We start from the raw sequence: 26,796 nt of genomic DNA on the forward strand, positions 1-26,796 counted from the left end.
GCTACAGCGGCAGCTCGACCTCGGCTGTGCAGCCCACCAGCAGCTCGCCGTTCTGATTGGTCAGACGCAGCTTGACCTGCACCAGGGGAACACCCCAGGTCGATTCCGCCTTCTTGTCGACGACCTCGGCGTCGAAGTAGGTCACGTCGCCCTCGAAGGCGGGGGTTCGGAAGTCGGCCTTGGAGTGGCGCACCATGCCCTCGTGGCCGGCCCAGTACGCCAAATAGTCGGTGCACCAGGCGCCCATCGTCGCGCCGTAACCGTAGGCGCGCGCCATGCCGACCTCGCTGGCCCGGTCGGCGTCGATATGCCCGCGCGACGGGCCGACGTACAGGCCGTCGCGCTTGCGGGGATCGATCATCGCGTCTTCCTCGTCGAAGGCGAAATCCTTGCCCCAGCCGGGATCCTGGTAGACCCACGGATCGTCCATACCGGGCGGCGCGACCCAGTGGAACGTCCCCCAGATGTTGAACAGAAACGCCCGGTATTCGGTGGTGAAGCTGGCGATGCTGTGCGGGCCGATCACCCGGCGCGGCAACGTATCACCGATCTTCACTTCGTCGAAGCGCGGCGAAACACCCGTCCGGTTGGACTCCAGCCAATCCCGGCGCAGCCGCTCGATCTCCTCCAGTTCGAGTTGGGTCCAGCGCTTGATCTCACCGAGCTGGCTTTCGAACATTCCCCGTTTGGTCGCTTCCTCGTAGAGGTAGCGGATCGCGGTGGAACGCTCCCGGGCGACCAGGGTGCCGTGCTGGTTGGTGTGGGTGGTGTCGCCGCGGGAAAACATCGTCGGGCCCGCGAATTTCGTCTCGGTCACCTTGTAGTCGTGAAACCGCCGCTCTTGGAACAGCTTGTCCCCGGGTCGCACCGGACAACCGTAGAACCACCATTCCTCACCACCGAAGATCAAGTGGCTGTTGGGAATATGGCCCACGCAGGCCGGCGCGGCGCCGTGCCCGTAGTCCAGGGCGACCGCGATGGACTGGGGCGCGACGATGCCGCCGAACTTCGAGTCACGGGCGAAGCGCTCGTCCCAGTGCAGCGGGTTCGGGTAGTCCATCGCCATCACCCAGCGGCGGATGTCGGAGGAACTACACGGGTCCCACAATTGGCCGCCGCCCACGGGTTTGCCGACCCGGTGCTCGACGTCGGACAGATCGAGTTGCGGACTGTGCTCGGGCATCTCAGCGCTCCCTCAGCGGTTGACGTCGACGACGATGCGCCCGCGCACCTTGCCGTCCATCAGTTCTCGTGCCGAGTCGATTGCCTCGCCCAGGCCGATCTCCCGGGCGATCGAATCCAGCGCCTGCGGGTCCAGGTCGCGTGCCAGTCGTTCCCAGGCTGTCAGGCGGCGCTCCTTGGGTGCCATCACGCTGTCGATGCCCAGCAGCGAAACACCCCGCAGGATGAACGGGGCAACTGTCGCCGGAAAGTCCATGCCCTGCGCCAGTCCGCAGGCGGCTACCGCCCCGCCGTAGCGGGTCTGCGCGCAGGCGTTGACCAAGGTATGGCTGCCGACGGTGTCGACGACACCCGCCCACCGTTCCTTCTGCAACGGTTTGCCCTTCTCGCTCAACTCGGCGCGGTCCAGGATCGCGACGGCACCGAGTTGCTTCAGGAACTGCTCTTCGGACGATTTCCCGGTGGAGGCGACCGGTTTGAATCCGGCTGCGGCCAACAGCGCGACGGCGACGGTCCCGACGCCGCCGGTGGCGCCGGTGACCAGGATCTCACCTGCATCGGGTGAAACCCCTTGCTGGATCAGAGCTTCCACGCACAGGCTGGCGGTGTATCCGGCGGTGCCGATCGCCATCGCCTGGCGGGTGGTGAACTGCGACGGCAGCGGCACCAGCCAGTTACCGTCGAGCCGCGCACGCTGAGCCAGTCCGCCCCAATGGGTTTCGCCGACGCCCCACCCGTTCAGTACGACACGGTCACCCTGCTTCCAGTCGCTGTGGTCGCTGTCGGTCACCGTTCCGGCCAGGTCGATACCGGCGACCATCGGAAACTTGCGTACCACCGGAGATTTGCCGGTGATGGCCAGCCCGTCCTTGTAGTTCAGCGTGGAGTACTCGACCTCAATGCTGACATCACCGTCGGGCAGCTGCGCCTCGTCCACCTCGGTGACGCCGACCGTCTGGCCGTCCCCGCCCTTTTCGATCAGAACTGCGGAAAACATCTGTGTCTCACTCCTTTTCGTCGGGTGCGTAGCCCAAGGCGCTTTTGACCTCCAGGTATTCGTGGAACCCGGCGTCGCTCCACTCGCGGCCGTTGCCGCTGTGCTTGTAACCGCCGAACGGTGCGTTCATGTCGAAAGCGTGATTGATCGTCACCCAACCGGCGCGGATCTTGCGGGCCACCTCCCGCGCCTTGCCCAGGTCGGCACCCGACACGTATCCGGCCAGACCGTAATCGGTGTCGTTGGCGATCGCGACGGCCTCGTCCAGGTCGTCATAGCCGAGGATGCACAGCACCGGACCGAAGATCTCTTGGCGCGCGATGGTCATGTCGTTGGTGACGTTCGCGAAGACGGTCGGCTTGACGTAGTAGCCGTTGTCCAACGAGTCCGGCCGGCCCGCGCCACCGGCGACCACGGTCGCGCCCTCCTCGATGCCTTTCTGGATCAGGCCCTGGACTTTCTCGAACTGCATCTTGGACGCCACCGGTCCGATTGCGGTCTTGTCCGCGGGATCACCGACCTTGACCTGCTCGGCCGCCTCCCGCGCGATGTCGATCGCTTCGGCCATCCGCGAATTCGGCACCAGCATCCGCGACGGTGCGTTACAGCTCTGCCCCGAGTTGGGCATCATGTTGCGCACCCCGGCGCGCACACTGTCCTGAAAAGCCGCGTCGTCGAGGACGATGTTGGGGCTCTTGCCGCCGAGTTCCTGCGTCACCCGCTTCACTGTCGGCGCGGCGTTGCGCGCCACTTCGACTCCGGCCCGGGTGGATCCGGTGAACGACACCATGTCGATGTCGGGATGGCTGGAAAGAGCCATGCCGACGCCCGGACCGTCTCCGTTGACCAGGTTGAACACCCCGGCCGGCACTCCCGCCGACGCGAGCACCTCGGTGAAGATGTGGGCCGAGTACGGCGCCACCTCCGACGGTTTGAGGATCATGGTGCAACCCGTCGCCAATGCCGGGTAGACCTTGACCGCGATCTGGTTGAGCGGCCAGTTCCACGGGGTGATAAGCCCGCAGACGCCGATCGGCTCCTTGAGGATCAGCGTCGCGTCACGCTGTTGTTCGAAGGAGAAATTCTTCAGCACGTCGATCGCCGTCATCAGGTGACCGATACCCAGCTGGACCTGCGGGCCGGCAGCCAGCGACGGCGGTGCGCCCATCTCCTCGGTGACCGCATCGGCGAGATCCGTTGCCCGCTTCTGGTATTCGGCGAGAATGGCCTGCAGCAGGTCCAAACGCTCTTCGCGGCTGCTCTGCGACCAGGAGGCGAAGGCGCGCCGGGCCGCGTTGACCGCCACGTCGACGTCGGCGGCCGAACCGAGTGAGATCTTTCCCGAGACCTGTTCGGTGGCCGGGTTTTCGACGTCGAAAGTGTTGGGCCGCAACGGGTCGACCCATTGGCCGTCGATGTAGAACTTCAGGTATTCACGCATGGGATCAGCCTTCCTGCTCGCGCATCACTGGGTGCCTTCGGCGTACCACGTTCTGAATTCGTCGTACTTGGGCATCTCTTCGGAGTTTGCCTTCGGGTCGATGCAAACATGAACCACGGCTGTCTTGCCGCTGGCGTAGGCCCGCGCGATGACGGGGCCGATCTCGTCCTCCTTCTCGACATACTCACCGTGGCAACCGAATCCCTCGGCGATCTTGTCGAATCGCACGTCCTTACTCCAGTGCACCCCGGGTTGCGCCGACGGCTGGGCGAACGTGCGCTTGTAGACGCCTACCTCCAGCCCCCACTGGTGGTCGACGCCGACCACGCACACCAGCGGAAGATTGTGCCGCGCAGCGGTTTCCAATTCGGCGATATGGAACAGGAACGCGGAGTCACTGGTCAGCAGCATGACCGGGCGCTTGCCGCCGTCGGCGACCGACGCGCCCACCGCGTACGGCAGACCGGTGCCGAGATGGCCGAAGTTCTGATTCCAGATCACGTCGTGCGGCTTGGCTTGCGAGTAGGTCCATTGGAAGATCACAGTCGCCCCGCCGTCGCGCACCAGGATGCCGTCTTCGGGGAAGGCTCGGGTCGCCTCGACGACGAAGCGGGCCGGATGCACCGGGGTTCGCCCGCTGGGCGCATTCTCCGCGAGTTGGGCGAGTTCTTCGGCGTCCTCCCGAATCCAGCGATCGAGGTCAGCGGAGGGCTGGCGCGGATTGTCGCGCAGCGCGTCGACGAGCTGGGGGACGACGCCGCGCAGGTCCCCGACCAACGGCACGTCGATTGGACGGTTCACACCGATCGCAACCGGATCCTGCTCGACCAGAATCCATTTGCGTTCGGCGTTGTTCTTCGCCCAGTGCCGCGTCCTGCCGTAATGGCTCGGCTCGCCGAGTTCGGTGCCGAGCGCCAGGCACAGGTCGGATTGCACCACTGCCTCGACAGCGGCCGGTGAGAAGCCGTAGGCGAAGGTGCGGTCCTCCAGCCCGGCGATGAACGATGTGCCGCCGGAAGTCTGAATCACCGGGCAGGCCATCAGGTCCGCGAGTTCCTTGACCGCCGCCCCGGTGCGGGAGGTGTGCACGCCGTGTCCCACCAGCAGGATCGGGCTCTTGGCCGCCCGGATCAACCGGACGGCTTCGTCGACCTCACCCGCTCCGGCGCCCTGGTTGACGAGGCGATACCTGTTGGGCGGCAACGGGTCGGCGACGTCGAGCTCTTCGAGGATCACGTGCGACGGGAACTCGATGTAGGACGGTCCCGGGGTACCGGACATCGATCGGCGGATCGCTTCGTGGACGATCTCGTCGGTCTGGTCGGCGTACTCGATCGAGCTGCTGTATTTGACCGACGGGGTGAACAGACCTTCCTGTTGCACGAATTGGATTCGGCCGCGGCGCACCCGCCGTTCGGTGATGCGGGCTCGCTGACCCCCGAGGAAGATCACCGGCGAGTTCTCCACCAAGGCGCACATCATCGCGCCGGCGATGTTGGCGACACCGGGGCCCAGGGTGCCGATGCACAGGCCGGGCTGGCCGGTCATCCGCGACACCGCCTCGGCCATGAACCCGGCGCTCAACTCGTGGTGCGGTGCCACCACCGACCAGCCACGCGCGTCCGCCTCGTGGAACATGTGCACGAAGTTCGGGTCGGGGATGCCGAAAATCGTGCGCACACCTTCGGCTTCGAACAGATCCAGGATCCGTTTGTACACGGGCACGGTCATGGTCAGACTTCCTTTCCTTCGCGGGCCGGGGGTACCGCCCGCTTGCGGGGGAGTGTGAACTCCCCATCGGGCAGGCCATTGGGGGAGTTGTTGCGTTTGCGCGCGCCGATTTCAGCGAGCACTTCCTCGGTGTGGGCGCCCAGTTCTGGTGCCGGGCCTGCAACGCGGCCGGGCGTCTGGGAGAACCAGGTGGGCACGCCGGGGAAACGCACCGGTCCGTGCGGGGTGTCGACGGTCTCGAACATGCCGACGGCGTTGAGGTGCGGGTCGTCGAACAACGCGCCGGGTTCGTTCAGCGGGGCGGCGGGGATCTCGAGTTCGTCGAACAGCCTCAGCCACTCACCGGTGGTGCGTTCCTTCATGGTCTCGGCCACCAATCCGTAGATGGTGTCGATCTGACGCGCGCGCTGCTCCAGCGTCGAGTACGACTCGTCGGCCCACGGGGGCCGTACCGAGTTCATGAACGCGTTCCAGTGCTTGTCGTTGTAGATCAGCGCGGCGACGAAGCCGTCGCTGGTGCGGTACGGACGACGGTTGGGTGCCACGGTGCGTGGATATACCGCCGGTCCCAGGGGCGGATCGAACAGCGCACCGTTGGCGTGTTCGACGAGCATGAACGACGCCATGGCTTCGAACATGGCGACTTCGACTTCCTGACCCGTCCCGGTGCGCTCCCGGTGGAACAAAGCCATGGTGGTCGCGTACAGCGCCGTCAACCCGGCGATCTTGTCGGCCATGATGGTCCCGACGTAGTCGGCCTCGCCGGTGAGTTGCTGCTGGACAGCCGGCAGGCCGCATTCGGCTTGGATGGTGTCGTCGTAGGCCGGCCGGTCACGGGCGGGTCCGCGACGGCCGTACCCGTAACAGTTGGTGTAGACGATCGCCGGGTTGATGGCGGCGACGTCGTCGTAGCCGAATCCGAGCTTGGCAATGGCTTTGGCGCGCATCGAGTGGATGAAGACGTCCGCGGTCTCGATCAGCATCCGCAGTTCCCGCGCCCCGGCGTCGGTCCGCAGGTCCAGCACGACACTGCGCTTGCCGCGGTTGACGTTCACGAACACCCCGCTCATGCCCGGTGCGGGGCCCACCGAGATATAGCGGGTGTTGTCGCCTTGTGGCGGTTCAACTTTGACGACGTCCGCACCCATGTCGGCCATGATCTGCGTGCAGTACGGCCCCATCACCATCGCGGTGAGGTCGATGACGCGGATGCCGGCCAGTGGACCGCTAGGTCGATTGGCGGCGACCCGCGGCGCCCGGCTATCGCCGCGCTTGCGATCACCGCTAGGTCCATTGGCGGCGACCCGCGGCGCCCGGCTATCGCCGCGCTTGCGATCGCCGCTAGGTCCATTGGCGGCGACCCGCGGCGCCCGGCTATCGCCGCGCTTGCGATCGCCGCTAGGTCCATTGGCGGCGACCCGCGGCGCCCGGCTATCGCCGCGCTTGCGATCGCCGCTAGGCACGGCGCGCGTCCTGGGCGGCCATCGAAAAGCTGTAGCGGATGTGCTCACCGTGCCCGTCCGGCACCACCGGGAACACGACCGGGTTCGACGTGTCGCGGATCGCCTCGATAGCGGCGTCCACATCCTCGATCGACCACGAGGGCCGATACACACCAGGCGCTTCGGCGACGACGGCCCTGGCTACCCGACCGGCCAACGCGATCAGCACTTCGCCTGTCACCGAACAGGACTGGTGCGCCAGCCAGCCCACCACCGGCGCCACCAGTTCAGGTTCCATCGGCGGATATGCCGACGTGTCGATGCCTTCGGCCATCCTCGTCACGGCCGCCGGCACGATCACGTTGCTCTTCACTCCCTCGGCCGCCCCCTCCAGAGCGGCGACGTGGGACAGCCCGATCACACCGGCTTTGGCGACCGCGTAGTTGGCCACCCCGTGATTTCCGTACAGCCCGCCGATGGACGACGTCAGGACGATGCGGCCGTAGCCCGCGGCGCACATCACCGGAAACGCAGGCCGCACAACATGAAAGGCCCCACGTAGATGGACGTCGAGCACCGCCTCGAAGTCTTCGTAGCTCATCTCTTTGAGCGATGCGCGGCGCACGATCCCGGCGTTGTGCACCAGGATGTCGAGGCGGCCATAGGTGTCGAGCGCCGCGTCGATGATCGCCTTGCCGCCGGCTGCGGTGGCCACGGAGTCGGTGTTGGCGACGGCGTGACCGCCGGCGGCGACGATCTCGCGCACCACCTGAGAGGCCGGAGCGCCGTCGCCACCGTCACCGGTCAGACCACCGCCGGGATCGTTGACGACGACCGCCGCCCCCCTGGCCGCGAGCAGTGTGGCGTAGCTGCGGCCCAACCCGCGCCCACCGCCGGTGACAACCGCCACCCTGCCGTCGAATCGCAAGTCAGCCACCTATTTACCGAGAACCAGGCCGGAGAGGTCGCCTTGGGCGCGCCATTGCGCGAGGAGTTCGTCGAAGACGTAGAAGCCCGGCATGTAGGGGTCCCCGATTGCCGAACGAATGCCTTCCCCACCCCCGCCGCCCTCGTTGTTGTAGTAGCCGGGTGTGCAGGAGATCGCGAATTCCGATGCGTCGATGGAGGTTTCGCGGATCGTCTGGACCCAGTCGTCCTGGGCTTGCTGGCTCGGTTCGACGGTCGCCGCACCGCGCGCTGTTGCCTCGGAGATGATGTAGGCGATGTGTTCGGCCTGTTGCTCGAGCATCGCGGTGGTGTTGCCGGCCACCCCGCCCTGGATGAAGCCGGTGAAGAACTGGTTGGGAAAGCCGCGGCTCGTCATGCCGTGCAGCGACTTGTATCCGTCGCGCCAGTGATCGAAGAGCGACAGGCCGCCGCGGCCCTCGATCGCGTCGAGCGCGTACCGCCGGCTGATGTCCGTGGTGATCTCGAAACCGCTGGCGAAGATCACGCAATCCACCTCGTACTCGACGCCGCCGGCGACGATCCCCTTCGGGGTAAGCCGTTCCACCCCTTTGGATTCCGACACGTCGACCAGCGTGACGTTCGGACGGTTGAAGGTCGGCAGGTATTCGTCGTTGGAGCAGGGACGCTTACACATGAAGCGGTAGTACGGCTTCAGGGCCTCGGCGGTCGCCGGATCCTCGACGACCTCCTCGACACGACGCCGCAGTCGCTCCATGACCTTGTAATCCTCTTCTTCGCGGAAGGTCATGATCTGCTCGATGCTCAGCGCGGTCGGATCCTCGGAAGCGGCGATTCGCGCGGTCAGGTTGCGCCCCAGCTCCGTCCAGAAGTCGCAGACCATGTCCGGTTCGTCGAACACCGCGCCCTCCCCCAGCGGCGACCAACGGTGGAAGTTGCGCTTGCGTTCTTCCTGCCAGCCCGGCTGCAGTGCTGCCGCCCACTGCGGGTCGGTGGGCACGTTGCCGCGCAGGTCCACCGACGAGGGGGTGCGCTGAAAGACGTACAGATGCTGCGCATCTCGGCCCAGGTGGGGTACCAGCTGGACCCCGGTCGCACCGGTGCCGACCAGCGCGACCCGCTTGTCGTGCAGCTTGTGCAGTCCGCCGTTGGCATCCCCACCGGTGTAGTCGTAATCCCAACGGGCGGAATGGAAGATGTGTCCCTGGAAGTCTTTGATTCCTGGGATGCCGGGCAGCTTCGGACGGTTGAACGAGCCCTGCGCCATGACCACGAACCGGGCCCGGATGTCGTCGCCGCGATTGGTGCTCAAGCGCCACCGCTTGATCGACTCGTCCCAGCGCGCCTCGCGCACCTGGGTCGAGAAGATCGCACCGTCGTAGAGACCGAAATGTTTTGCGATGCGCTGGCAGTGCTGGTAGATCTCGGCGCCGTCGGCGAACTTCTTGGACGGGATGTAGTTGAGTTCTTCCAGCATGGGGATGTAGCAGTAGGCGTCGTTGTCGCACTGGATGCCCGGGAAGCGGTTCCAGTACCAGACCCCGCCGAAGTCTCCGCCCATCTCGATGATGTGGACGTCGTCGACGCCCGCCTTCTTCAGGTAGGCGCCGGCCAGCAGGCCGGTGATGCCGCCACCGAGAACCGCGACTTCGATGTTCTCGTCGATCGGCGTTCGGGGCGTCACCGGGGTGTGCGGATCGACCTCCGAGAACTCCGAGAAGTCGCCCGCGAGTTCCAGGTACTGCTTGGACCCTTCCGGGCGAAGACGCTTGTCGCGCTCTATCCGGTACTTCTCTCGCAGCGCGTCGATGTCGATGTCGTCGGGGGTCCGCGTGGGTCCGCAGGTCTCGAATAGTGTCATTTGTCTCGAAGCTCCTGCGGTTCGCCGGTACCCATGTATTTCGCCAGTTGGTAGTGGAGGTTGACGGTGCTGCGTTCGCGGTACGGGTTGGGCTTGGTGCCCGGGAAGCCAAGGGATTTCATGCCCTGCTGTACCGCGGCCATGTTGGAGAAGTCCTGCGGCAGCACCGATCGCCACCTGGGGTCACCCACCGGGGTGTACTCCCACTCCGTCTGCGGCTCTTGACCTTTCGGGTACAGCTCGAAGACCGAGACCTCGAAGATGCATTTGTCGGGGTTGTAGCTGGGGTGCGGCCGCGCGCCGTAGCACAGCGCGCTGGTCAGGCCCTGCCCGATCTGGAAGTTCGGAAAGATCTGCCACGCGGTACCGGCCTGACCCAGGATGTCGGCCGGAATCGTCGGCCAGACCACGCCGCGCGCTTCGTCGTCTCGGCGTGCCGAGGCCAACCAGTGTTCGAGCACCTTGTCGGCCGGTGTCCCCTCGGGCAGTTCGTCCACCAGACGCTTGGCGGCTTTCACCAGCGTCTCGGTGGTGGTGGCGTTGGTCTCCTCCATCGTGTAGATCTGCATCTCCGCGGTCGACACACGCGGATCGGTGCCGATGCCGAGGCGGATCTTGGACTTGGTGGCCTCCATGTCCTTCGGAGCGTCATAGCCGATGTTGCTGTGCCGGCCCTGCGCCTTGGCCCAGCCCTTGAATTCGCCGAACTTGTTGAATTCCGGGTGCGTGGTGAAAACGTGGTAGGTCTCGTTGAACGCCTCGAGCGCGACCTTCCAATTGCAGTCGAAGGACAGCCATTTGCGCCATTTGCAGCGCATGTTCTCCAGGCCGAACGGGTCGAGGATCTTGGCGGCGGGAAACAGGTAATCGGCCAGCGGCTCGCAGTCGGGGTCCATGTTGATCCACAACCAACCGCCCCAGGTGTCGACTCGGACCGGGCGCAGTCGGGTGTTGTCGGAGGACAGCGTCCCCTGCCAGTCGTCTTGCTCGCGGATGTGGGTGCATGCCCCGTCCAGGCTGTAGGTCCAGCCGTGGAAGCCGCAGACGAACGACTTGCGGGCGCGCCCGCGGGCGTTCTTGGCGCCCTCGGGGGTGTCGATCAAGCGACGGCCGCGGTGCATGCAGACGTTGTGGTGCGCGTGAAACTCGTGCTCGCCGGTGCGCACCACGATGATCGAGTCGTCGAGAATGTCGTAGGTCAGGTAGCTGCCCACGTCGGGCAGTTCTTCGACCCGGCCGACCTGCTGCCAGACCTTCCGCCACAGCTTGTCGCGCTCGGCTCGGGCATAGTCCGCGCTGATGTATGCGTCGACACCGATGGTCATCGGGGTCGAGAGTTCCTCGGCCGCAGCAGAATTCACGTCTTTCGCGACATCGGTCATCACATCCTCCTAATCGACGCGCGGAAGGATTCGTCTTTGAGAAACAGCGACGTGTTGTCGGCACCCAGATGGTTCCATTTGAGGTTGAGCCCGCCGTCGACGAGCAGCGTCTGTCCGGTGATGTAGCCCGACAGCTCCGAGAGCAGGAAGAGGATGGCGCCGGCCTGCTCCTCGGGGCGGCCCCGCCTGCCCATGGCGATCGCCCGCTGATCCCGTTCGGGGTCCGCTTCGGTGTAGGTGCGCGAGGCCGCGGTCTCGGTGACCCCCGGCGCGACCGCATTGACCCGGATGCCCGACGGTGCGAGCTCGACAGCCATCGTGCGCGTCATGGCGACGACCGCGGCTTTCGCTGTGCCGTAGGCGATGTGGAAGGGAGCGCTGTTCATGCCGCTGATCGACGAGATCGACACGATCGATCCGGGTAGCTGCTGCGCAACGAGTTCGGCTGCGACGGCGCGGCTCATGAAGAACGCCGTTTCGAGATTGTCGGTGAAGATCTGGCGCCAGTCGCTGCGCGCGACCCGGGTGGACGGCATCCACGTCGATGGCGCGGCGCCGCCGGCGACGTTGACCAGACCGTAGAGGCTGCCGTCGGTACGCCGCACCTGCTCCATGATCGACTCGATGCCTTCGTCGGTGGACGCGTCGGCCGCGACAGGGATGACCGCGAGACCTTCGCGCGCCAGCGGTGCGACGTGCTCGTCGAGGTTTTGCTGCGATCGGCTGACCGCGATCACGGTGGCGCCCGCACGGGCCGTCATCGCGGTCACCGTGGTGCCGATACCGCCGCCGCCGGCGCCGGAAACTACCACGATGCGACCGTCGAGTCTGAGGAAGTCCTCCATACCTGCTTCCGTTGCTGCGGCCGGGCGAAAGTCGCTGCCGCCATTTTGTCCGGACAAAATATGGCATTCTGTCTATACGAGAACACTATTCCGATCGTGAGACGGGCCTGTCAAGATGAGGGCAGCTGCTTACGCAGCTATTGTCTGGACTAGCTGCATCTTGATAACGTCCCGACGACGCACGTGTTTCGAAGCGGAAGGATCCGAGCGGGACCATGGCTCTGATGGCGCAGCCCTCGCGGTACGCACTGGCGCACCCGGTCGAAGTCGCCGAGGGCTGGCGACTCGAACGGGTCACCCCGCCGAGTCGTCTATTCGGCGCCAACGGTCTGCGAACCGGCCCGGACGGCCGCATCTACATCGCGCAGGTGACCGGCAGTCAGATCAGCGCATTGGATCACCGCACCGGACTGGTGACAACGGTCAGCGCCAAGGGTGGCGACATCATCGCGCCCGACGACGTCGCGTTCGACACCAACGGGAACCTCTATGCGACCGAGGTGATGGACGGTCGGGTGAGCATGCTCGATCCCGCCGGGGGAACTCGTCTGCTGCGCGACGATCTTCCGTCGGCCAACGGCATCACCGTCTATCAGGACCGGTTGTTCATCAACGAGTGCCGGGAAGGTGGCCGGCTGCTGGAACTGGATCTCAACGGCGGCCCGCCCCGGTTGCTGTTGGAGAACCTGCCGATGCCCAACGCGATGGAGGTCGGTCCGGACGGACTGCTGTACTTCCCGGTGATGGGCGCCAACGAGATCTGGCGCGTCGATCCGGAGGGCGGCGAAGCCCAGGTCGTCGCAGGCGATCTCGGGGTACCCGACTCGGTCAAGTTCGACGCGCAGGGCTTCATCGTCTCGACCCAGGTGGCCAGTGGACAGGTGCTGCGCATCGATCCGCGCAGCGGCGCCAAACAGGTGCTGGCCCAACTCAATCCGGGCCTGGACAACTGCACCTTCGTCGACGACAAGCTGCTCGTGTCCAACTTCACCGGCGAGATCACCGAGCTGTCCCCGGACGGTGGGATGCGGATGGTGTTGCCGGGTGGCCTGAACTGGCCGCTGGATCTGACCGTCGGCCACGATGGGCGGCTCTACATCGCCGACGGCACGTACTTCTACGCCGCTGAGCCCGGCGGCTCCCTGCAGACCGTGGCGATGCTGTTCAGTCCCGGCTATCCGGGATTCCTGCGCGGCGTCGACGTCAGCGGACCCGGTGAGTTCATCGTGACCACCTCCATCGGACAGGTCACCCGCTACCGACCGGCCGCGAACGAAAGCGAAGTACTGGCCGAGGGTTTCGACCAACTCTATGGTGTCGCGGTCGTGCCGGGCGGGGTGATCGTTGCCGAGTTCGGCACCGGGCGGGTGCTGTCCGTGCGGTCGGGACACACAGAGGTGCTCGCGACCGGGCTGCGCGAACCGATCGGGGTCGCAATCGACGCCGACGGAGCGTGTCTGACCGCGGAGGCCGGCGCCGGGCAAGTGGTGAAAGTCGGTGGCCTGAATGCCGAGGCCGTCGTCACCAATCTGCAACGCCCGGAAGGCATTCTGGTGCGCGACGGTGTGTTGTACATCGTCGACTCCGGAGCCAAGCAGTTGATCTCCTACGATCTGCAGACCAATGCGCGGCGCACCCTGGTGTCCGGCCTGCCGGTCGGACCTGCGCCGGGTGTGGTCGCCAAACCGTTGAAGGGCATGCCGCCGTTCTCCGGACCCCAGGGACCCTTCGCCGGCATCGCGGCCGCGCCCGACGGCACGTTGTTCATCTCGGCCGACGCCGACGGCAGCGTACTGGCCCTGCGCCCGTCACCGGACGGGCCGTGATGTCCCAGGCCATCTCGAACGATCACCGTTATCTGCAGATCGCGCGCACCCTGCGCAAGGAGATCGTCGACGGCGTGTATCCGGTGGGCTCGCAACTGCCGACCGAGCAGCAGTTGTGCGAGCGATTCGCCGTCAGCCGCTACACAGTGCGCGAAGCGCTGCGGCGGCTGCGTGAAGACAACCTCGTCGCGTCGCGGCCACGCGCGGGCACCCGCGTGGTACCCCGGGCGACGGCGAGTTCCTATGCGCAGGACGTGATGTCGATCGACGACCTGCTCGCCTTCGCCTCCGGGGCGCAGCTCACCATCGAGTCCAACGCGATGGTGACAATCGACGGCGAGCTTGCCGGCCGCACCGGACTCGACGTCGGCACGCAGTGGCTGTCGGTGCGGGGCTACCGGCAGGCCGACGACGCGTCGGTGCCGCTGTGCCGGGCGGAGTACTACATCAACCGGGCATTCGCCGCGGTCGGCAGGCTCCTGCAACGGCACACCGGCCCGGTGTTCCCGTTGATCGAGGACTTGTTCGGCGTCAGTATCGCCGAGTTGCAGCAGGAGATCGCCGCCGTGCTGCTGCCACCCGAGGAAGCCGGCCCGCTCGGCGTCGAGACGGGAACGGCGGCGCTGCAGATGCGGCGCACGTACAAAACCTCGGACGGCGAGATCGCGCAGGTGACCGTCAACACGCACCTGTCGTCGAGCTTTCGGTACGCGATCACCATGCGCCGCGTGACTGGATACGCCGGTTGAGGTGACGGTCCGGGCGCATCAGGACCCGGCCCGCGCGGCGGAGGCATACCGGCGCGGGTTGTGGGTGCATACCACGCTGGCGGACTCGATCCGCGCTGCCGCGGCCAGCTCTCCCCAGCGAATAGTATTGGTGGACAACGATGTCCGACTGGACTGCGCGACGCTCTACGACCAGGCGACCACCCTGGCGGGCGCACTGCTGTCCCGCCTGCCGACCGGCAGCGTGGTGTCGTTCATGTTGCCGAACTGGCACGAGGCCGCCGTGGTGTATTTGGCCGCGACGCTGGCCGGGATGGTGGTCAACCCGATCCTGCCGTCGCTGCGGGATCACGATCTGCGGGTGATCCTCGAAGACGTCGGGGCTGGGATGATCTTCGTCCCGGGGCAATTCGGCGGTCACGACTACGCGGGGATGCTCGACCGGGTGGCGGCCGCGATGAGCTCGCCCCCCGAGGTGGTGGTGGTGCGTGGGGATTCCGGCTCGCACACACCGTTTTCGGCGTTGCTGCAGCTAAGCGATCCCGAACCGGAGCCGCTACCGGAGCTGAACCCCGACGCCGTGCGCCTGGTGCTGTACACATCAGGTACCACGGGACGCCCCAAAGGTGTTCTGCACAGCCACAACTCGATCCATGCACTGATCCGCCAGATCCGCGAGGCCTGGGCCGTCGAGCCGGGCGACACCTTTTTGGTGCCGTCCCCGGTCGCCCACATCGGCGGCTCGATCTACGCGGTCGAGTGCCCGCTGCTGCTGGGCACCACCGCGGTACTGATGGACAAGTGGGATCCGGCAACGGCGTTGGCGCTGATGGACGGTGAGCGGTGCACTCACATGGCCGGGGCGACACCTTTTCTGCAGCAACTTCTGGCGGCCGCCGACAGTACCGGCAACCGCCTGCCCCATTTGCGGGTGTTCATCTGCGGGGGTGCCGCGGTGTCACCGACGCTGATCCGCCGTGCCGCCGCTCATTTCGAGCGGGCGGTGATCACCCGGGTCTACGGTTGCACCGAGGTGCCCGTCGCGACCGTCGGCGCACCGCGCCCCGACGAAGCGGGGTACGCCGCAGACACCGACGGACGACCCGGCATCGCCGAGATCACGCTCGCCGCCCACCCCGCCGCGCCAGCAGGCGAAGGGGAGATCTGTCTGCGCGGTCCGCAGATGCTGGTCGGTTACCGGCATCCGGAGGACGACCGCGACTGCTTCGACGCCGCCGGGTTTTTCCGCTCCGGTGATCTGGGCCGTTGGGTCGAGGACCGGTACCTCGTCGTGACCGGTCGGGCCAAGGACATCATCGTGCGCAATGGCGAGAACATTTCGGCCAAAGAAGTCGAAGACTGGCTCGTCGGCCACGACGGCATCGCCGAAATCGCGGTCGTCGGGGTTCCCGACCAGCGCACCGGGGAACGGGCGTGCGCGGTGATCGTGCCAGCCGGCCCGCAGCCACCGGACGTCGCAAGTCTGAGGTCGATGCTCGAACGGATGGGTGTCGCGAAATTCAAAGCGCCAGAACAGGTCTTCATCTGGGATGCGTTGCCCAAAAACGATGCGGGGAAAGTTCTCAAGCATCAGATCAGAGCGGTGCTGGTGCAGAAGGATGGCTGAGATGCAGGTCGCAATCGTCACGGGAGCAAGCAGTGGCATTGGTTTCGGGTGCGCGACGAAACTCGCCGAGATGGGAATGGCGGTCCTGGGCACCGGGCGCAGCGACGAGCGGTTGGCGGAGCTGGAGGACGCCATCGACGATCCGCACCGGGTCGCGACGCTGGCTGTCGATCTGACCGACGACGACGCACCGCGGCGCATCGTGGAACGTGCGGTAGATCGGTGGGGCCGCATCGATTTCCTGGTCAACAACGCCGGGGTGGGCAGTCCCAAGCCACTACACGAAACCGACGACGAAACGCTGGACTATTTCCTGGATCTGATGCTGCGTGCCCCGTTCCGGTTGGCCCGCGACGTGCTGCCCCACATGCGGGCCGGAGCGGCGATCATCAACGTCACGTCGACTTTCGCTGTCATCGGCGGTCTCCGCGGCGGCGCGTACTCCGCTGCCAAAGGCGGACTGACCGCGCTGACCACCCACATCGCCTGTCAATACGGGGCGTCAGGCATTCGTTGCAACGCGGTCGCGCCGGGGGTGGCGGTGACGCCGATGACCGAAAAGCGTTTGGAAGACCCGCGATTCCGCAAGATCAACACCGAGATGACGCCCCATCAGCGGCTGGGCAGCATCGACGACATCGCCAGCACCGTCGCGTTCCTGTGCTCACCGGGTGGGAGTTTCATCAACGGGCAGACGATAGTCGTAGACGGCGGCTGGAGCGCGACGAAGTACCTCTCCGAATTCGCGCTGACATCGGAATGGGTCGCCCGCTGACTCACAGGTCGCCAAACTCGATGATGCCGCGGATGTTCCGGCCGTCGCGCAGGTCCTCGAAGGCTTCGTTGATGTCGTCGAGCCGGTATTGGCGGGTGACCAACTCGTCGAGTTTCAGGGTCCCGGCGCGATACATCGACAGCAGCTTCGGCACGCTGGTGCGTGGATTCATCCCGCCGTAGAGCACCCCTTTGAGCTGTTTGGCCGACAGCACCATCTCCTGCAACACCAGCGGCACCAAGGGTTCGCTGTACGGGGTGATGCCGGTGACCACGCACGTACCGCCCTTGCGCAGCAGCCGCATCGCCAACGGGATCAGGTCCACATGCACCACGCCGGCTGTCACGATGACGCGGTCTGCCATCACCCCGGCGGTGAGGGCTTCGGTGAGTGGGATCGCCTCCTCGCAGCTGGCGACGGTATGCGTGGCGCCGAAGATCTTGGCCGAATCCCGCTTGGTGTCAACGGGATCGACTCCGACGATATAAGTTGCCCCCGCGGCGCGCGCACCCTGCAGCGAGTTCATCCCGACACCGCCGGTGCCGATGACGACAACGGTGTCGCCCGGCTCGGTCCCCGCCGACACCGTCGCCGAACCCCAGCCGGTGCTGACGCCGCACGACACCAGCGAGGCGGCGTGAAAGGGAATCGCGTCGTCGATCTTGATGACGGACCGTTCCGACAGCACCGCGTATTCGGCGAACGTGCCGAGTTGGCCGTAAGCCAACAGCTTTTCGCCGTCGAGGTGACGACGACAGGTTCCGTCGGTGGGCATCTCTTTAGCGAACAGGCTGGCGCCGGCGTCGCAGATGTAGCTCTGGCCGTTGACGCAGAATCGGCAGTTCCCGCATGCGGGGATGAAAGACATCGCCACCCGGTCCCCGGGCTGCACCGTCGTCACGCCGGGACCGACCTCTTCGACGACGCCGGCGCCTTCGTGACCACCCAACAGCGGAAACCAGTCCGGCGCGACCATTCCGCTCGCGGCCAGCACTTCCGGCGTCGGCACCACATCACCAGTGATCAGGTGGTCATCGGAATGGCAGACACCCGCGACGGCCATCCGCACCAGGACCTCACCGGTGCGCGGCGCGCCGAGATCGATTTCGACGATCTCCCAACGCTCACCGACCCCCCGCAGCACAGCGGCACGACATTTCATTGCATCCTCCGTGGTGACGTGAGGCTCAACCTACGCGCCGGTGCGCACACCCGACACAATGGCCCAATGCTGGCATCGGGTCTCCGCCAATCCCTGTTGATCGCTGCGCTGCTTCTCGCTTTGACGGGTTGCGCCGGCAAACCTGCGGGCAGCCGGCCCGCGCCGCTCGCCCCGGGTGACATCGCCGGTCCGGTAGAGATCGGCAACGGACGGCACCTTTATCTGGAGTGCCGCGGCCAGGGCGCCCCGACGGTCATTCTGGAATCCGGTTACCACAACTCGTCGGATCCGTGGAGCAAGTCCGACGCGACCGCTCCGGCGACCGGTCCCGCGGTGCTGTCCACGATTGCCCGTGAACATCGTGTCTGTGCCTACGACCGGCCCGGTACGTTGCGCTTCTCCGATCCGCCCGTCGTCGTCGACAGCAGCTCACCTGTGCCCATGCCGCGCACCGCACGCGACGTGGTCACCGACCTGCACACGCTGCTCGACGCCGCGCACGTGCCGGGCCCGTACGTGCTTGCCGGGCACTCGCTGGGCGGCCTGTTCGCGCGGTTGTATGCCCAGACCTACCCGGACCAGGTGCGCGCGATGGTGTTCGTCGACGCGTTCGGCATCGAAATCCCCGACCTGATGGGACCCGACTGGCCCGACTATCGGCGCGAACTGGACGCACCGCCCGCGCAGATCGGGGACCCGAAGTGGTTCGAGGAGATCGACATCGACGCCAGTGTCGCCCAAGTCGCCGCGGCAGCACCGTTCCCGGCCATCCCCACCGTCGTCCTGACCCGGACCGAACCGTTCCTGATCCCGCCGGACCTGCCGGCCGACAAAGCCGCCAAGCTCGAACAGGCCTGGCGCGACGCCACCGCCAAACTCGTCGGTCTGCGGCCGCAGACACCCCACGTGCAGGCCACCGGCAGTGACCATTTCGTCCAGATCCACCAACCCGACCTCGTCGCGGCCGCCGTCGAGCTGGTGATTCAGCGGTCCGGCACCAACCGCTGAGCGGCGGCATGCGTGCCTGCGCGCCGGCCGCCGAACACGCAGTCGGCCAGCGACAGTCCGCTGACGTAGGAGTTGGAGCAGATCCCGGTCGCGGTGCGTCCCGCGCTGTACAGGCCGGGAATCGGTGCGCCCGATCCGTCGAGCACCGCTTTGGTGGCTTCATCCACCCGGATACCGCCAAGGGTCAGCATCGGGGTCGGATTGAACAGATTCGGCCGGATCGAAATGTTCAGCAGGGTGTACGGGGGCGTGCTGATGCGGCGCACGAAATCGCTTGGCTTCCCGACCGGATCCGGGTCACCGGCATCGAACGCCTGGTTGTGCGCATCGACGGTGGCTGTCAGTCCGTCGGGGTCGATGCCGGCGCGTTCGGCGACCTCGCGCAGTGAAGCGCCTTTGGACGACGAGAGCAGCATCTGCGCGGCCGATTGCCCGCGCTGAAACCACAACGGTTGCGAAATCATCTGCCGTCGTGCTTCTTTCATCAGATCAGCGTCGGCCAGGATCCAGCCCTTGCCGTCGTGGTGTCGCACCATGGCGTGTCCGACCGCCGCGCCGTAGCGGGTCTCGTCGATGATGCGCCGGCCCTGCTCGTCGACGATGATCGCGCTGATGAAAGCGCTTGGCGGCGTGATGAATCGCCACGCCGAGACATTGTCCATCCGCTCGGTGACGGCGCCGACGCTCTGCGCCAGCGCGATACCGCTGCCGTCGTCACCGCTGGTGCCGAGCTGCAGACCCCCGGCGTATTGCGGCGCGTACCGCTGGATCCACTCGTTGTTCGCCATATAGCCGCCGGCACAGAGGATTACGCCGCGTCGCGCTTCGATCTGTATCGGGCGTGCGTACCGGCGCTCGAGACCTCGCAGCCGTCGTTCCATCTGAGTGCGCAGCGGTGGGTAGTAGATACCGGGTTTGGTCGACAGCGCGGCCAACCGGGAGTACACCTGCCGGATGCGGGGCGGCGCATCGCGCATCGTCATGGCACGTATCCCGGTCACCCGGGCGGCCGAGTCCTGCACCAAATCCGTGACGATGGTGTGCGGATGGAATTGAACACCTAGGGCCAGTGCGGATCTCGCCAGCGGCGCATACAGCTCCTTGCCGGAGGTGCCTTTGCCCTTCACCCGGTGTCCCCGCTGGACGGGCGGGGTGCGGCTGCGGAAGGCGCCGGCGTTCTCACTGCCGGAGTGGTACAGGTAGTAGCGGTTGTTCGGGTACGACGTCTTGTAGGGGCACAACGTTGAGTCGAACGGCACGCCGCGTTCGCTGAGCCAGCGGATCATCTCCGGGCTGCCCGCCACGAAGGACTCCAAGGTTTCGGGACTGACGGCATCGCCGACCTCGAGGCGAAGGTAGGCCAGCATCTGCTCGGCGGTGTCCTCGACGCCGGCCTCTTGCTGAACCCAGGTACCGCCGCCGGCGTAGATGATTCCACCCGAAATCGCGGTCGAGCCACCGCCATTGGCGCGATCGACGGCGACGACGTCGGCGCCTTCTTCCCGCGCGGCGATCGCCGCGCACGTTCCGGCCGCCCCGAAGCCGACCACCACGACGTCGGCGGATTCGGACCAGTGCCCCTCATCCCTCATGATGGTTCCACCGAAAACCGAAGGGCCGCCGCGGGATTGGGGCCGATCGGATCATGGGTGCCGACGTTGGTCCTGGTGACGTTGACGGCGCCGTCACCTTTGCCGACGGTGAAGTCCTGGTGCGCGTCGAGCTGCAACTCGAGTTGATAGTTGACGATCTGCCCGGCCTTGAGGTCGAACGGCGGCACCAGCGTCTGCAGCAGGAAGTCCATTCCGCCTGCCTGCCGGTTGTAGGGAGCGACGACCCACTTGTTTGTGTTCGGGTCGAGCATGCGCAACGACCCGAGCGGCATCATGTGTTCCTCGGGTGAGCCGCAGCCGCAGTGACCCAGGGACACCACCAATCCGATCTGGCTCATGTCGGCCGGGGTGGTGTTGAGCAGCGCGACGTTGAAGGACAGCGGCCGCCCGCCCGGTCTGATGGTCGTGTCGCCTTGCGGAGCAAGGGTGATGGACAGGCCGTCGGCCGTTCCGTGGCGCCTTGGCCCTTCGGGTGCGGACGTCGTGGGCGTGGTGGTTGCCGGTCGATTCGACGGGGCCGACGCGCTGGTGCTGGTAGCAGCAGGTCGGCTCGAAGTCGAGCACCCGGCGACGGGCACAATCAGTGCGGTGAGCAGGGCCGCCATCACGGCCAAGCGACTTGTCATCGCGTAAGGCTATTGATCGTCGGAGATATCGACAACCAGCGCGGTGATGTTGTCCGGCCCGCCGGCCTCGTTGGCCGCGGCGATCATGGCTGCGCACGCATCCGACGGTTCGGGATCCGAGTCGAGAATCGCGGCCAGAGTGGCGTCGTCGAGGACACCGTGCAATCCGTCGCTGCACAGCAGGATCCGATCACCCGGCAGCAGATCCACGGTGGCGGTGTCGGGCAACGGATCCGGAATCATCGCCACGTGCCGGGTCAGGATGGCGCGGGTGGGGTGTTGTTCGGCCTCCTCGGGCGAGACCTCGCCCGCGTCGATCAGGTCCTGAATCACGCTGTGATCGCGGGTCAGCTGTTCGATCTTGTTGTCGCGGAACAGATATGCGCGGCTGTCGCCGAGGTGAGCCAGCAGTGCGCGTGACCCGGCGACGACGGCAGCCACCACGGTCGTGTTGGCGCCGGCGGCGCGGGTGTCGGTGGCCGCGTAGGTGCGAAAGTCGTTGCAGTAGTCGATCATTGCCTGTCCCAGTAACTCGGCTGTGGCGTCGTCGTCCGGCTTGAGATGGCGGGCCACATAGGTGGGCAACAGTTCGACAACCAGGTGGGCGGCCAGCGCGCCGTCGGTGCTGCGGGCCACCCCGTCGGCGACGATGAACAGCGACTGATCGGCGTCGACGCCCCAATGGTCCTGGTTGGTGGCGCGCAGTCGACCCACGTCACTCAGACCCGCGAACTGGACCTTGCCGGATGTCGTGTCACCGCCGGGCGCGTTCGCGTTCTCCGGCAGCGTGGGGTCACGGTCTGTGTCGATGGGTGAGCACGATACCTGGCTGTCAGGTGTCGAATTCGATCGGCAGGGTGACGGGCCCACCCAACGCGCTCACCCGGTTCCACAGGGCGGGCCCGGTGCGTCGGGCATTCGGCATCCGCCGGGTCATCACCGCCAGCGCTTCGGCCAACTCGAGACGGGCCAGGTTGGCGCCCAGGCAGTAGTGCGCGCCGCCGCCGAACGTTTGCATCGGTGCGGCTCCCACGCGGGTGATGTCGAGACGGTCGGGATCGTCGTAGACGGCGGGGTCGCGGTTGGCGGCGCCGGTGTTGACGACGACGATGGTGCCCGCCGGAATCGTGACGCCGGCGAGTTCGACGTCCTGTACGGCGATGCGCAAGGTGACGAACGACATCGGCGAGTGACGGATCAACTCGTGGACGGCGCCGGCGGCGAGTTCAGGCTGCCGGCCCAGCAGTGCCCACTGGTCGGGGTGATCGCAGAGCACGTGCACCGCCGCAGCCAGTTGCAAGCGGGTAGTGTCGGTACCTGCCAGCAGCAACGCGGCGACCATGTTGCGCAGTTCATCGCCATTGAGGCGGTCGCCGTCGTCCTCGGCGCGGATCAGCTCGGAGATCAGGTCGTCTTTGAGTGCCCGGCGCCGGTAGGCGAGCATCTCGTCGAGGTAGGCGTCGAATGCCTCCCACGCTGCCAGAATTTGCGGCGCCTGGCTCGCGGCGTTCCAGCCGAAGGCCTCCATGATGTCATCGGCCCAGTCCGAAATCAGCTCCCAGTCCTCGGGTGGCGCGCCGATCAATGCGCAGATGACCGGAATGGGATATTGCCGGGCGATGTCGGTGACGACGTCGCATCGCCCGCTCGCGCTCACGCTGTCGACCAACCCGGTGATGATGTCGACGATCGTCGTGCGTAACCGTGCCGTCGCCTTGGGTGTGAAGGCTTTACTGACCAGTCGGCGCAGCCGATGGTGCTGTTCGCCGTCGAGACTGATGATGAGATCGCCGATGCGGTCCCACAGCGGTCCGGACGTAATTCCCTGCGCCGCAAGGAACATGCCCTGCGGTACCCGGAAACGCGGGTCGCGGAGTGCGGTGTGGACGAGGTCGTAACTCAGCAACTCGGGTCCGTAGGCGCCGACGGCGATCGGCGACTCCGCGCGGACGCGCTGAATGATCGCGTGAGCGTCGTCTGGGTGCTGGGCGGATTCGTAGTCGACGGTCGGAAGCCCGGCTTCGAAAACACCGGGGCACTGGGTCGTGACGGTCATGGAGATCCTCCTCGAGTCGGTTCGAAATCGACTATCTGGTGTTCGGGGCCGCGCATCATCGGGGAGAACGCGGAAATCCGAAGACGGCGTATCTGCGGCTACGGCGACGAAAGCGCGAGCAGGGTTCGCCCTGAGCGCAGAGTGAATGCGCCCCCGCTACGGGGTTTCCACGATGTTTTGCAGCCCTTCGCCAGCGGATGCTGGCTAGCATGACCGAGACTGATCCACGTGCGGATCCGCCGTCGTTGACCTGGAATGAGTTGGTCGTGGGTGAGCTGCCAACCGGCACGGTGACGCTGCTGCTCGCCGACGTCGAGAACTCCACGCGGTTGTGGGAAACCCAACAGGAGGAGATGACGGCGGCTGTTGCCCGTTTGGACCGGGTGCTGGACGAACTACTCGTCGTACACGGCGGGGTGCGGCCCGTGGAGCAAGGCGAGGGCGACAGCTTTGTGGTCGCGTTCGCCCGCGCCACCGCTGCGGTTGCGTGCGCACTGGCGTTGCAGCGGGCGCCGCTCGCTCCGATCCGGTTACGCATCGGCCTGCACACCGGTGAGGTGCAGCTACGGGATGAGGGAAACTACGTCGGCCCGACCATCAACAGGACGGCGCGGCTGCGCGATCTCGCCCACGGCGGCCAGACGGTGCTGTCCGGCACCACCGAAGACATCGTCGTAGACTCGCTGCCGCCCGATGCGTGGCTGACCGACCTCGGCAGGCACGAACTGCGCGGAATCACGCGTCCCGAACGGGTGGCCCAGCTGTGCCACTCCGACATCAACAACGACTTCCCGCCGCTCAAAACATCCAGACACGTTGGCGCTGAACATCTTCCGGTTCAACTGACGAACTTCATCGGCCGGGGCGCCGAGATCGACGGGGTGAAGCAGATCCTTGCAGGCAACCGGCTGATCACCCTGACCGGTGCCGGCGGCGTGGGTAAGACCCGGCTTGCCATCCAGGTGGCGGGGCAGGTAGCCGCCGATTTCGGCAACGGCTCCTGGTATGTCGACCTCACGCCGATCACCGATGCCGATCTGGTGCCGGACGCGATGATGGGTGCCTTCGGTTTGGCCGATCAACCGAGCCGTTCCACTACCGAAGCGTTGACCCGGTTCATAGCAGACCGTCAAATGTTGGTGGTGCTGGACAACTGCGAACACCTTCTCGACGCGGTTGCCGCACTGGCGGTCGCGCTGCTGACCCCATGCCCCGGGTTGACGTTGTTGGCGACCAGTCGCGAGCCGATCGACGTGCCAGGTGAGGTGACCTGGCGGGTGCCGTCCCTGTCGCTGGATGACGATGCGGTCGCGCTGTTTGTCGATCGGGCGCGGCGGGTGCGATCCGATCTGGACATAGCCGACGCCAAAGTCCTTGCAATCAAGGAGATCTGCCGTCGCCTGGACGGCATGCCGCTGGCCATCGAATTGGCGGCGGCGCGAGTGCGGGCGTTGTCACTCGACGAGATCGTCGACAGCCTGCACGACCGCTTCCGGTTGCTGACCGGCGGCGGGCGCCTCGCCGTGCGTCGCCAGCAGACGTTGCGCGCGTCGGTGGACTGGTCGCACGCGCTGCTGACCGACTCCGAGCGGGTGCTGTTCCGACGCCTCGCCGCATTCCAGGGTGGATTCGACCTCGCCGCCGCGCGTGCTGTCGCCGGAGACACCGGGATCGAGCGGTACCAGGTCCTCGACCAGCTCACTCTGCTGGTGGACAAGTCACTGGTGGTGGCCGACGACACCGGCGGTCAGATGCGTTATCGCCTGTTGGAGACCGTGCGCCAGTACGCCTCGGAAAAGCTCGGTGAATCCGGCGAGGAGGACGCTGTGCGGGCACGTCACCGGGACTATTACCTGGCGATGGCTGCCGTGCTCGACGCGCCCGCCGCCACCGGCCACCAGCACCGGGTCGAGCAAACAGAATCCGAGATCGACAACCTGCGCGGGGCTTTCACCTGGAGCCGCGACAACGGTGACATCGAGTCGGCCTTGCAGCTCGCGACGTCGCTGCAGCCGCTGTGGCTCACGCGCGGCCGCCTGCGGGAAGGAATGAGGTGGATCGACGAGGCGCTCGCCGACGCGGACTCCGCTGATCGCGAGGTCGCACCGGCGGTGCTGGCGCGAACGCTGGGCGACGCGGCCTTGTTCGACGGCTGGCTCGGTCTGCCGGCGCGGATGGAACAGGCCACCGAAGCGCTCGCGATCGCTCGCCGACTCGACGACCCTGTGCTGCTGGTCCGTGCCCTCACTGGCTGCGTCGCTACCGCGGCCGCTTTGAACCCAGAGCAGGCAGAAACATTCTTCGTCGAAGCCATCGATTTGGCGCGCGCCCTGGGCGACAACTGGAGACTGAGCCAGCTACTCGGCTTCCAAGCCTATGCGGCGTCTATGGCCGGCAGCTCGATCGCGGAGCACGCGGCCGCCGAAGGGCGCGAACTTGCCGACGCGATCGGTGACCGGGTCGCCTCGGGCCAGTGCCGTTTGTACGGTATTGCCGGCGGGCGCACGATGCGTGGCGACCTGCAGGGCGCTGAGGACGAGGTCCGCGATGTACTCGCCGACGCTGATGCGGCCGGCGACTTGCTGACCAGGTTCAACGCCCTGATTGCGCAAAGCTTTGTGCTCGGGTGGCAGGGCAAGACAATCGCGGCGCTCGCTGCCGCGGAGGCGGCGATCGAGTCCGCCGCCGAGCTCGGCGCGTCCATCGAGGGACTCGGTTATCTGGCGCTGGGTGCAGCGCACCTGGCCGCGGGAGACGCCGTGGCCGCCAAGGACGCTCTGGCAAAGGCCTACGGCCGGATACCGGATGCCGGCTTTTCGTCGACGAACCTGATGTGGAGAGCTGACACCGAGCGCACGACAGGCGACATCGGCACGGCCCGCCTCTGGGCCGATCAGGCGGTGTCGGTGACCGCGGGATATTTCCGGATGCTCGCGTTGAATGCCCGTGTCCGCGTGGCTCTCGCCGAGAACGATTGGGCAGCCGCCGAGCGCTATGCGAATGAGGCTTTGGCGTGTGCTTCCGATACCGGGGCGCAGCTGGGCGCGCCCGATGTCTTCGAGGGACTTGCCGGGCTGGCCGCGCGAGGTGCGAGCCATGTGGAAGCGGCCCGACTCTTCGGCGCGGCCGCGGGTATCCGCCAGCGCACCGGCGAGGTGCGGTATGCAATCCATCAGCCCGACTACGAAGCCTCGGTTGCGGCGCTGCGAGAGGCGATGGGAGACAACGACTTCGACGTAGCCTGCGTAGAAGGAGCCGGGCTCTCCACCGAGGAGGCGATCGCTTATGCGCGGCGCGGCCGCGGCGAGCGCAAACGCCCGTCCACCGGCTGGGGCTCGCTGACCCCGGCCGAACTCGACGTCGTCCGGCTGGTCAGCGACGGCCTGGGCAACAAGGACATCGCCGCAAGGCTTTTCGTCTCACCGCGCACCGTCGAGACCCACCTCACCCACGTCTACACCAAGCTGGGCCTGACGTCCCGTGTCCAACTCGCCCAGGAAGCCGCGCGTCACTAACTCCCGCGAGCAGACGCAAAAGCACCCAAAACGTGCCGTTTTGGGGCGCTTT

At 66.3% G+C, this 26,796-nt stretch carries 20 protein-coding genes; 6 read left to right on the top strand and 14 right to left on the bottom strand.

Annotation, left to right across the window (positions count from 1 at the left end):
- Position 1: 1 nt before the first annotated feature.
- The 9 genes from AC5Y4D_RS01945 to AC5Y4D_RS01985 all read right to left on the bottom strand — a co-directional run bounded on the left by AC5Y4D_RS01945 (position 2) and on the right by AC5Y4D_RS01985 (position 11,808).
- On the bottom strand, positions 2-1,183 hold the full coding sequence (locus AC5Y4D_RS01945) for a MaoC family dehydratase (RefSeq protein WP_499943768.1): 1,182 nt from the start codon (positions 1,181-1,183) through the stop codon (positions 2-4).
- 12 nt (positions 1,184-1,195) lie between these two features.
- Positions 1,196-2,179, bottom strand: coding sequence for an acrylyl-CoA reductase (NADPH) (gene acuI, locus AC5Y4D_RS01950; RefSeq protein ID WP_499943769.1), 984 nt, complete (start codon positions 2,177-2,179; stop codon positions 1,196-1,198).
- Between the two features lie 7 nt (positions 2,180-2,186).
- Positions 2,187-3,620 (bottom strand): aldehyde dehydrogenase family protein, encoded by a 1,434-nt coding sequence (locus tag AC5Y4D_RS01955; RefSeq protein ID WP_499943770.1) that lies wholly within the window; start codon positions 3,618-3,620, stop codon positions 2,187-2,189.
- Positions 3,621-3,644: 24 nt separating this feature from the next.
- Complete coding sequence (locus tag AC5Y4D_RS01960) at positions 3,645-5,351, bottom strand: thiamine pyrophosphate-binding protein (RefSeq protein WP_499943771.1); 1,707 nt, start codon at positions 5,349-5,351, stop codon at positions 3,645-3,647.
- 2 nt (positions 5,352-5,353) lie between these two features.
- The gene (locus AC5Y4D_RS01965; RefSeq protein ID WP_499943913.1) at positions 5,354-6,571 is read right to left on the bottom strand and encodes a CaiB/BaiF CoA transferase family protein; all 1,218 of its coding nucleotides are present in this window, start codon (positions 6,569-6,571) and stop codon (positions 5,354-5,356) included.
- 235 nt (positions 6,572-6,806) lie between these two features.
- A complete protein-coding gene (locus tag AC5Y4D_RS01970; protein ID WP_499943772.1) occupies positions 6,807-7,730 on the bottom strand; it encodes an SDR family NAD(P)-dependent oxidoreductase in 924 nt (307 codons plus the stop codon).
- Positions 7,731-9,581: a flavin-containing monooxygenase gene (locus AC5Y4D_RS01975; RefSeq protein ID WP_499943773.1), complete on the bottom strand. Its 1,851-nt coding sequence runs from the start codon at positions 9,579-9,581 to the stop codon at positions 7,731-7,733.
- Positions 9,578-10,963, bottom strand: coding sequence for an aromatic ring-hydroxylating oxygenase subunit alpha (locus tag AC5Y4D_RS01980; RefSeq protein ID WP_499943774.1), 1,386 nt, complete (start codon positions 10,961-10,963; stop codon positions 9,578-9,580). Before AC5Y4D_RS01980 ends, AC5Y4D_RS01975 begins: the two co-directional genes overlap by 4 nt.
- Positions 10,963-11,808: an SDR family NAD(P)-dependent oxidoreductase gene (locus tag AC5Y4D_RS01985; RefSeq protein ID WP_499943775.1), complete on the bottom strand. Its 846-nt coding sequence runs from the start codon at positions 11,806-11,808 to the stop codon at positions 10,963-10,965. The genes AC5Y4D_RS01980 and AC5Y4D_RS01985 overlap by 1 nt, the downstream gene beginning before the upstream one ends.
- Before the next feature lie 215 nt (positions 11,809-12,023).
- Here AC5Y4D_RS01985 and AC5Y4D_RS01990 point away from each other — a divergent pair, with 215 nt between their 5' ends.
- Genes AC5Y4D_RS01990 through AC5Y4D_RS02005 form a run of 4 tightly spaced genes read left to right on the top strand, consistent with a single transcriptional unit; the run spans position 12,024 to position 16,764 of the window.
- Positions 12,024-13,634, top strand: coding sequence for an SMP-30/gluconolactonase/LRE family protein (locus AC5Y4D_RS01990; RefSeq protein ID WP_499943776.1), 1,611 nt, complete (start codon positions 12,024-12,026; stop codon positions 13,632-13,634).
- Positions 13,634-14,383, top strand: a complete 750-nt coding sequence (locus AC5Y4D_RS01995) for a GntR family transcriptional regulator (protein WP_499943777.1) — start codon at positions 13,634-13,636, stop codon at positions 14,381-14,383. Before AC5Y4D_RS01990 ends, AC5Y4D_RS01995 begins: the two co-directional genes overlap by 1 nt.
- 1 nt (position 14,384) lies before the next feature.
- Entirely contained in the window at positions 14,385-15,989 is a 1,605-nt protein-coding gene (locus tag AC5Y4D_RS02000) for an AMP-binding protein (protein ID WP_499943778.1), read from the top strand.
- Positions 15,982-16,764 (top strand): SDR family NAD(P)-dependent oxidoreductase, encoded by a 783-nt coding sequence (locus AC5Y4D_RS02005; RefSeq protein ID WP_499943779.1) that lies wholly within the window; start codon positions 15,982-15,984, stop codon positions 16,762-16,764. Before AC5Y4D_RS02000 ends, AC5Y4D_RS02005 begins: the two co-directional genes overlap by 8 nt.
- 1 nt (position 16,765) lies before the next feature.
- Here AC5Y4D_RS02005 and AC5Y4D_RS02010 read toward each other — a convergent pair whose 3' ends face one another.
- Complete coding sequence (locus tag AC5Y4D_RS02010) at positions 16,766-17,926, bottom strand: NDMA-dependent alcohol dehydrogenase (RefSeq protein WP_499943780.1); 1,161 nt, start codon at positions 17,924-17,926, stop codon at positions 16,766-16,768.
- Between the two features lie 66 nt (positions 17,927-17,992).
- Here AC5Y4D_RS02010 and AC5Y4D_RS02015 point away from each other — a divergent pair, with 66 nt between their 5' ends.
- Complete coding sequence (locus AC5Y4D_RS02015) at positions 17,993-18,934, top strand: alpha/beta fold hydrolase (RefSeq protein WP_499943781.1); 942 nt, start codon at positions 17,993-17,995, stop codon at positions 18,932-18,934.
- On the opposite strand, the gene AC5Y4D_RS02020 is transcribed toward AC5Y4D_RS02015, so the two are convergent.
- Genes AC5Y4D_RS02020 through AC5Y4D_RS02035 form a run of 4 tightly spaced genes read right to left on the bottom strand, consistent with a single transcriptional unit; the run spans position 18,910 to position 23,229 of the window.
- Entirely contained in the window at positions 18,910-20,526 is a 1,617-nt protein-coding gene (locus AC5Y4D_RS02020) for an FAD-binding protein (RefSeq protein WP_499943782.1), read from the bottom strand. The genes AC5Y4D_RS02015 and AC5Y4D_RS02020 overlap by 25 nt on opposite strands.
- Complete coding sequence (locus AC5Y4D_RS02025; RefSeq protein ID WP_499943783.1) at positions 20,523-21,173, bottom strand: hypothetical protein; 651 nt, start codon at positions 21,171-21,173, stop codon at positions 20,523-20,525. Before AC5Y4D_RS02025 ends, AC5Y4D_RS02020 begins: the two co-directional genes overlap by 4 nt.
- 9 nt (positions 21,174-21,182) lie before the next feature.
- Positions 21,183-22,043 (bottom strand): PP2C family protein-serine/threonine phosphatase, encoded by an 861-nt coding sequence (locus AC5Y4D_RS02030; RefSeq protein WP_500036198.1) that lies wholly within the window; start codon positions 22,041-22,043, stop codon positions 21,183-21,185.
- A complete protein-coding gene (locus AC5Y4D_RS02035) occupies positions 22,006-23,229 on the bottom strand; it encodes a cytochrome P450 (RefSeq protein ID WP_499943785.1) in 1,224 nt (407 codons plus the stop codon). The genes AC5Y4D_RS02030 and AC5Y4D_RS02035 overlap by 38 nt, the downstream gene beginning before the upstream one ends.
- A 209-nt stretch (positions 23,230-23,438) precedes the next feature.
- Between AC5Y4D_RS02035 and AC5Y4D_RS02040 the strand changes: the two genes are divergently transcribed.
- Positions 23,439-26,744: a helix-turn-helix transcriptional regulator gene (locus AC5Y4D_RS02040; RefSeq protein ID WP_500036199.1), complete on the top strand. Its 3,306-nt coding sequence runs from the start codon at positions 23,439-23,441 to the stop codon at positions 26,742-26,744.
- Positions 26,745-26,796: the final 52 nt, after the last annotated feature.

It is taken from the genome of Mycobacterium sp. NGS67 (assembly GCF_059812185.1).